Origin of the sequence: Gemmatimonas sp., assembly GCF_044376735.1 — a bacterium.
Classification (GTDB): domain Bacteria; phylum Gemmatimonadota; class Gemmatimonadetes; order Gemmatimonadales; family Gemmatimonadaceae; genus Gemmatimonas.
Window position 1 is genome coordinate 1 of the sequence record NZ_JBILKJ010000184.1, and the last position, 4721, is coordinate 4721.

General features: G+C 67.2%; 8 protein-coding genes. 4 read left to right on the forward strand and 4 right to left on the reverse strand.

The features are described from left to right. The 4 genes from ACIRA7_RS14950 to ACIRA7_RS14965 all read right to left on the reverse strand — a co-directional run. A partial coding sequence (locus ACIRA7_RS14950; RefSeq protein ID WP_396221645.1) for an alcohol dehydrogenase catalytic domain-containing protein occupies window positions 1–839 on the reverse strand: 839 nt, incomplete at its 3' end. Window positions 840–973: 134 nt separating this feature from the next. Further along, a complete protein-coding gene (infA, locus tag ACIRA7_RS14955) occupies window positions 974–1189 on the reverse strand; it encodes a translation initiation factor IF-1 (RefSeq protein WP_171226845.1) in 216 nt (71 codons plus the stop codon). A 29-nt stretch (window positions 1190–1218) separates the two neighbouring features. After that, window positions 1219–1662 carry a hypothetical protein gene (locus tag ACIRA7_RS14960; protein ID WP_396221646.1) on the reverse strand — a complete coding sequence of 148 codons (444 nt, stop codon included), beginning with the start codon at window positions 1660–1662 and terminating at the stop codon, window positions 1219–1221. A gap of 249 nt (window positions 1663–1911) precedes the next feature. Then, window positions 1912–2124 (reverse strand): cold shock domain-containing protein, encoded by a 213-nt coding sequence (locus tag ACIRA7_RS14965; protein WP_171226847.1) that lies wholly within the window; start codon window positions 2122–2124, stop codon window positions 1912–1914. Between the two features lie 406 nt (window positions 2125–2530). On the opposite strand from ACIRA7_RS14965, the gene ACIRA7_RS14970 reads away from it, so the two are divergent. The 4 genes from ACIRA7_RS14970 to ACIRA7_RS14985 all read left to right on the forward strand — a co-directional run. Beyond that, window positions 2531–3118 (forward strand): DUF1697 domain-containing protein, encoded by a 588-nt coding sequence (locus ACIRA7_RS14970; RefSeq protein WP_396221647.1) that lies wholly within the window; start codon window positions 2531–2533, stop codon window positions 3116–3118. Between the two features lie 22 nt (window positions 3119–3140). Beyond that, window positions 3141–3713: a hypothetical protein gene (locus ACIRA7_RS14975; RefSeq protein ID WP_396221648.1), complete on the forward strand. Its 573-nt coding sequence runs from the start codon at window positions 3141–3143 to the stop codon at window positions 3711–3713. Window positions 3714–3833: 120 nt separating this feature from the next. Further along, window positions 3834–4364 carry an SRPBCC family protein gene (locus ACIRA7_RS14980; protein WP_396221649.1) on the forward strand — a complete coding sequence of 177 codons (531 nt, stop codon included), beginning with the start codon at window positions 3834–3836 and terminating at the stop codon, window positions 4362–4364. Next, the coding region (locus tag ACIRA7_RS14985) for a hypothetical protein (protein WP_396221650.1) at window positions 4361–4721 on the forward strand (361 nt) is incomplete at its 3' end. The genes ACIRA7_RS14980 and ACIRA7_RS14985, both read left to right, overlap by 4 nt.

Here is a 4721-nt window from a genome sequence, read left to right on the forward strand (position 1 = left end):
CCGATGAGGTCGCGATAGGTGTCGACCGGCAGGTCGATGTCGGACAAGCCGACCACGACCGCGCGCCCCAACGGCGCGAGAGATTGCAACGCGGTCCGCATGGTGACGGGCTTGCCGACCAGCTCCAGCGCCACGTCGACACCACGCCCATTCGTCATGGCGCGCACCTGCGCTACGACCTCATCGGGGGTGAGATCCGCTGCCTGAATCGTCCGCGCGCCGAATCGTTCGGCCAGCGCCAGCTTCGCAGCGTCGCGGTCCACGGCGATCACGTCGGCGGCACCGAGGGCGCGGGCGAGCTGCACGGCCGACATCCCCAAGCCCCCTGCGCCGACCACGAGCACCGTCTCGCCCGCCGCGAGGCGGCCTTTGCGGAGGGCATGCAGGGAGGTGGCCGAGGAGCACATCATAACGGCCCCCTGCGCGAAGGGCACGCGAGGCGGGAGGGGCACCGCATTGCGCGCCGGCACGGCGATGTATTCGGCCCAGCCGCCATCGGTGAAGTGGCCGAGCATCTTGCCGGTGGCGCAGAACTGCTCGCGGCCGGCGCGGCAATCGTCGCAGTGCCCGCAGATCACCAGATAGTGCAGGCAGACCGGGTCGCCCACGCGGAGATCGCGCACGTGCTCGCCCACCGCCGCGATCTCGCCGGCGACTTCGTGTCCGAGGGTGAGGGGGAGCGGTTCGACGCGCGACCGTCCGGCGCGATAGTGCACATCGGAGTGGCAGATGCCGGCGGCGCGGACACGCACGAGGACGTCACCGGGACCGCACGGTGGCATCGGGATGTCGGCATCTTCGACGGGGTGCCCTGGAGCACGGAGACGGACAGCGCGCATGAGCAGGCGAGAGCCGAGTGTGACCGGGGCGGACGTGGCACGAGGCGATGCGCCCGCCCGTGCCGTCCAGCGGCTGCCGCGCAGTGTGAATCCGCCATGCGAATCGACACTGCGCCGGCAAGGCCGTGACGGAGCTACTTGTGGCGGAACGTAATGCGGCCGCGGCTCAGGTCATACGGCGAGACTTCGACGGTGACCTTGTCACCGGCGAGGATACGGATGCGGAACTTGCGCATCTTTCCCGCCATGGTGGCCAGCAATGAATGTCCGTTTTCGAGATCGACCCGGAACATCGCGCTGGGCAATACGTCTGACACGACTCCTTCGAACTCGATGGCGTCTTCCTTCATACAATCTCCTTGAGCATACGCACGTCGTACTAGGTCGTGGAACCGGAGTCGATAGGCGCATCCTGCAGGAGCGCCTCGAGAGCCGTCCGGAGTTGTTCGATACAGCGGCCCGCGAGTTCGAGAGACGCATAACCTTCGCGCTCCAGCGACTCCGGATGCCAGTGCCACGTGGCTTCGCTGGTGGCGGAGGGAAGACAGGTCTCTTCCCAGACCGACTGCGGGGTGGCCGGCACCTGCCGCCATCCACGCCGTTCGGGGGCATGTTCACCGCGCGGCGCGATGACGCCACGCCAGACGATGCAGAGCAACTGTCCGGCGGCCGGGACATCGGTGCCGTTGCGCAGCCACGCGACCGTGAGCGCGACGGGGCCAAGCTGGACGATGCAACGATCGGGGGACAGCCGAACCGTGGGCGGTTCGAGGGAGGTCTGGACCGCCAGCACCTTCGTGGCCGCGACGAGTCCTTCGGACAAACGGGCAAACTCGCGCGTGCAGACAGCCTGAGCGCGGTGTGAAGACAAGAACGAAGTGCGAGCAGCTGTGTCGCGCGGATCAAACGCGCGTTCGGCGGGTGCGCTCTCAATCATGCGTGGTTCCCGGTGGGAGGGGACAACGCCGAAGCGCCGTGTGGCGGACAGATGTCCGGACACACGGCGCTTCGGGTCGTCATGCGTGATTCGTATTACGCGAAGCACTCATGACGAAAGGGCTGAATGCCCGAATTAGCGACCCATCCGCGTAACGTTCTCAGCGGCCGGACCCTTCTGGCCCTGCACGATGTCGAACTCAACGGTCTCGCCTTCGGTCAGCGACTTGAAGCCGCCGCCCTGGATGGCAGAATGGTGAACGAAGCAATCCTTCTGTCCGTTCGCCGGGGTGATAAAGCCGAAGCCCTTGGCGTCGTTGAACCACTTGACAGTGCCGGTCGTACGCATCGCGTTACTCCTGTTTCTGATTTGGTGCTGGTGTCAGTCGGAGCACGCGGACAGACGAGCCGATGCAGAACGGAACCAACCACCTGGTACTCGTGATCAACCTCACGACGGTCGCCACCACTCGGTGACTGCGTTGCAAACAAAAAAGACCCGCTCGATTTGGCAGGCCCGTTGCTGTCGGAACTTGTCCATACGCCGAGGCGCATGCATCGCTGTGAATAAGCTACACGGTGTCCCTCGGAAACGCAAACAGGCTGACAACTCTTTTTTCGTGACCCCGGTCGCCTAGCTCCATGTGGGACCGTCACTTGCCTCCATCCACGAGCCACTCCCAGCGGCCGCGGCCGGTGGCAGTGTCGAGCTCGCCGGTCCCCCACGCCCAGGCGCGCCCTGGCTATACTGCGCCATGGCACGAATTTCCCGGGACCGAGACGACGTCCACATCGCCCTGCTCCGCGGCGTAAATGTGGGGGGCACCAAGAAAGTGCCGATGCTGGAGCTGCGCGACCTCGCCCGCAGTCTCGGTTTCGGCACCCCCCGCACGCTGCTGAACAGCGGCAATCTGGTGTACGCCGCGCACGGCACCCCCACCCACGAGGCGGCGATCGCCCTCGAACAAGGCATCCTGCAGCGCATGAAGGTGTCCACGCGCGTCGTGGTGGTCACGGCGGCCGAGCTCGATCTGATTATCGACGAGAACGCCATCGATGGCGACGACGTCGACCCGAGCCGCCTCTTCGTGTCGATCTGGCAGGAGGCCGCCGATCGCCATGCGCTGCTTCCGTTGCTCGAGCAGGACTGGGGGCATGAGCAGCTCCATCTGGGAGCGCGGGCCGCGTACCAGCACGCACCCGAGGGCGCCACCGAGAGCGAACTCGTGGACGCCGTCGCGGCGATCCTCGGGGACCGCGTCACGGCGCGCAACTGGAACACCATCGGCAAGCTCCAGGCGCTGGTGGACGACGTCGCGGCCGCCGCGAACGACGACGCCTAGCCCGCGCCGGCCTCGGTTCGGGATGCGCCGCGCGCTGGCCATCGGCACCGGCGGGCTCGGCGCGCTGCTCCTCGGCGCGCTGGTGTGTACGGCCGTGGTGAGGCGCACCCCCGGGACCCTGAGCGAGCGGGAGGCGATGGCGGTGCAACGGGCCGCCGTGCTGACGCTGTTCGTGGAGCGCGAACATGCCCGGATCCTGGTGTTCTGGAACGATGGCGCGCATCCGTCACCGACGCTGCGCCTGCTGCAGGCGGCCGGCGTGGCGGTCGACGCGCAGCAACCGGACACGGCCGCCCTCGCCCTGCCGCTGCCGGTGCACGTCGAGTCGCTGGCCACGATGGAGGAGCAGTTCCGCGCGTCACCAGATGGCTGGGAGGCGTGGTTCCAACGATTCCCGGCCAGCAGCGGGATCATCACGCTGACCCGTCCGGTGCGCCTCCCGGTGCTCGCCGACGGTATCAACCGCGTCGCGGTCGTGGTTGCGCGTACCTGCGGCGAGCACTGCCACTCGGCGTGGCGACTCACGCTGCAACGCGCCCCCGGCGGGGGCTGGCGCACCCGCACCGTCCAGCCTCTGACGTTGCCGCGCGACTGAGCGTCAATCGACGCGCGTGGGTGGGCACGTGGGTGGCGCCGTCGCGGCCCATTTCGCACTATATCAGCGACGGGTTCGTCGATCGCCCACCCCCGTCGCCTTCACCCGGCCAGGACGCGCATGCTCAAAATCGTCAGCATCATTCTCCTCGTTCTGCTGGGCGCGCTGCTGCTCCTGGCGTCGCGCCAGCCGGACTCGTTCGCCATTGAACGCGCGGTGGTGATCGCCGCACCGGCTGAGGTGATCTTTCCGAAGATCGCCGACTTGCACCAGTGGAGCGCCTGGTCACCGTACGACAAGCTCGATCCGGCCATGAAGAAGGTGTTCAACGGCACCCCGGGCGCGGCCGGCGCGAGCATGTATTGGAGCGGGAACGCCAAAGCCGGTGAGGGCACGATGACCATGCGCGAGCTGATGCCTCCGTCGAAGCTCACGATGCAACTCGACATGCTGAAGCCGATCGAGGGGCACAACGTGGTCGAGTTCAACCTCGAGCCGGCGGAGGGTGGCACACGCGTCACGTGGGCCATGCGTGGCCCCAATTCCTTCCTCTCCAAGATCGCTGGCGTGTTCATGAACATGGACACGATGATCGGCAAGGACTTCGAGGATGGACTGGCCTCGCTCAAGTCGCAGGTGGAGATGAAGTGACGGCCGAGGCCGCGGCCGACGCGATGGGGACGCCGACGCCCAGTGGCACGTTGTGGGCGTCGGAGCACGAGGCGCGGTGGTCTGACGCCCTCGCCGGCTACGATGCCGCGATCGCGTCTGTGCCCTCGGGGCGACTGGTGGAGCACGACGCATGGTATCGCACCGAGTTGCCGGCGCTGATCGCGTCGCGCAGGCCGGGCTATGTGGTGCATGACGAGATGGTGCGCATCACCGAGTGGAAGATGGCGCGCGGGGTATGGCGCGCCCCCAATCTCGTTCTGGTGCGCGGCAATACGCCGGACCACGTGATCACCGCGAGCCGGTTGGCCGCCGAGCAGATCCCGCACCTCACGAAGC

Coding starts and splice junctions, on each gene's coding strand:
- infA (WP_171226845.1), bottom strand. CDS start 1,189: ATGAAGGAAGACGCCATCGAGTTCGAAGGAGTCGTGTCAGACGTATTG.
- ACIRA7_RS14965 (WP_171226847.1), bottom strand. CDS start 2,124: ATGCGTACGACCGGCACTGTCAAGTGGTTCAACGACGCCAAGGGCTTC.
- ACIRA7_RS14970 (WP_396221647.1), top strand. CDS start 2,531: ATGGCACGAATTTCCCGGGACCGAGACGACGTCCACATCGCCCTGCTC.
- ACIRA7_RS14980 (WP_396221649.1), top strand. CDS start 3,834: ATGCTCAAAATCGTCAGCATCATTCTCCTCGTTCTGCTGGGCGCGCTG.
- ACIRA7_RS14975 (WP_396221648.1), top strand. CDS start 3,141: ATGCGCCGCGCGCTGGCCATCGGCACCGGCGGGCTCGGCGCGCTGCTC.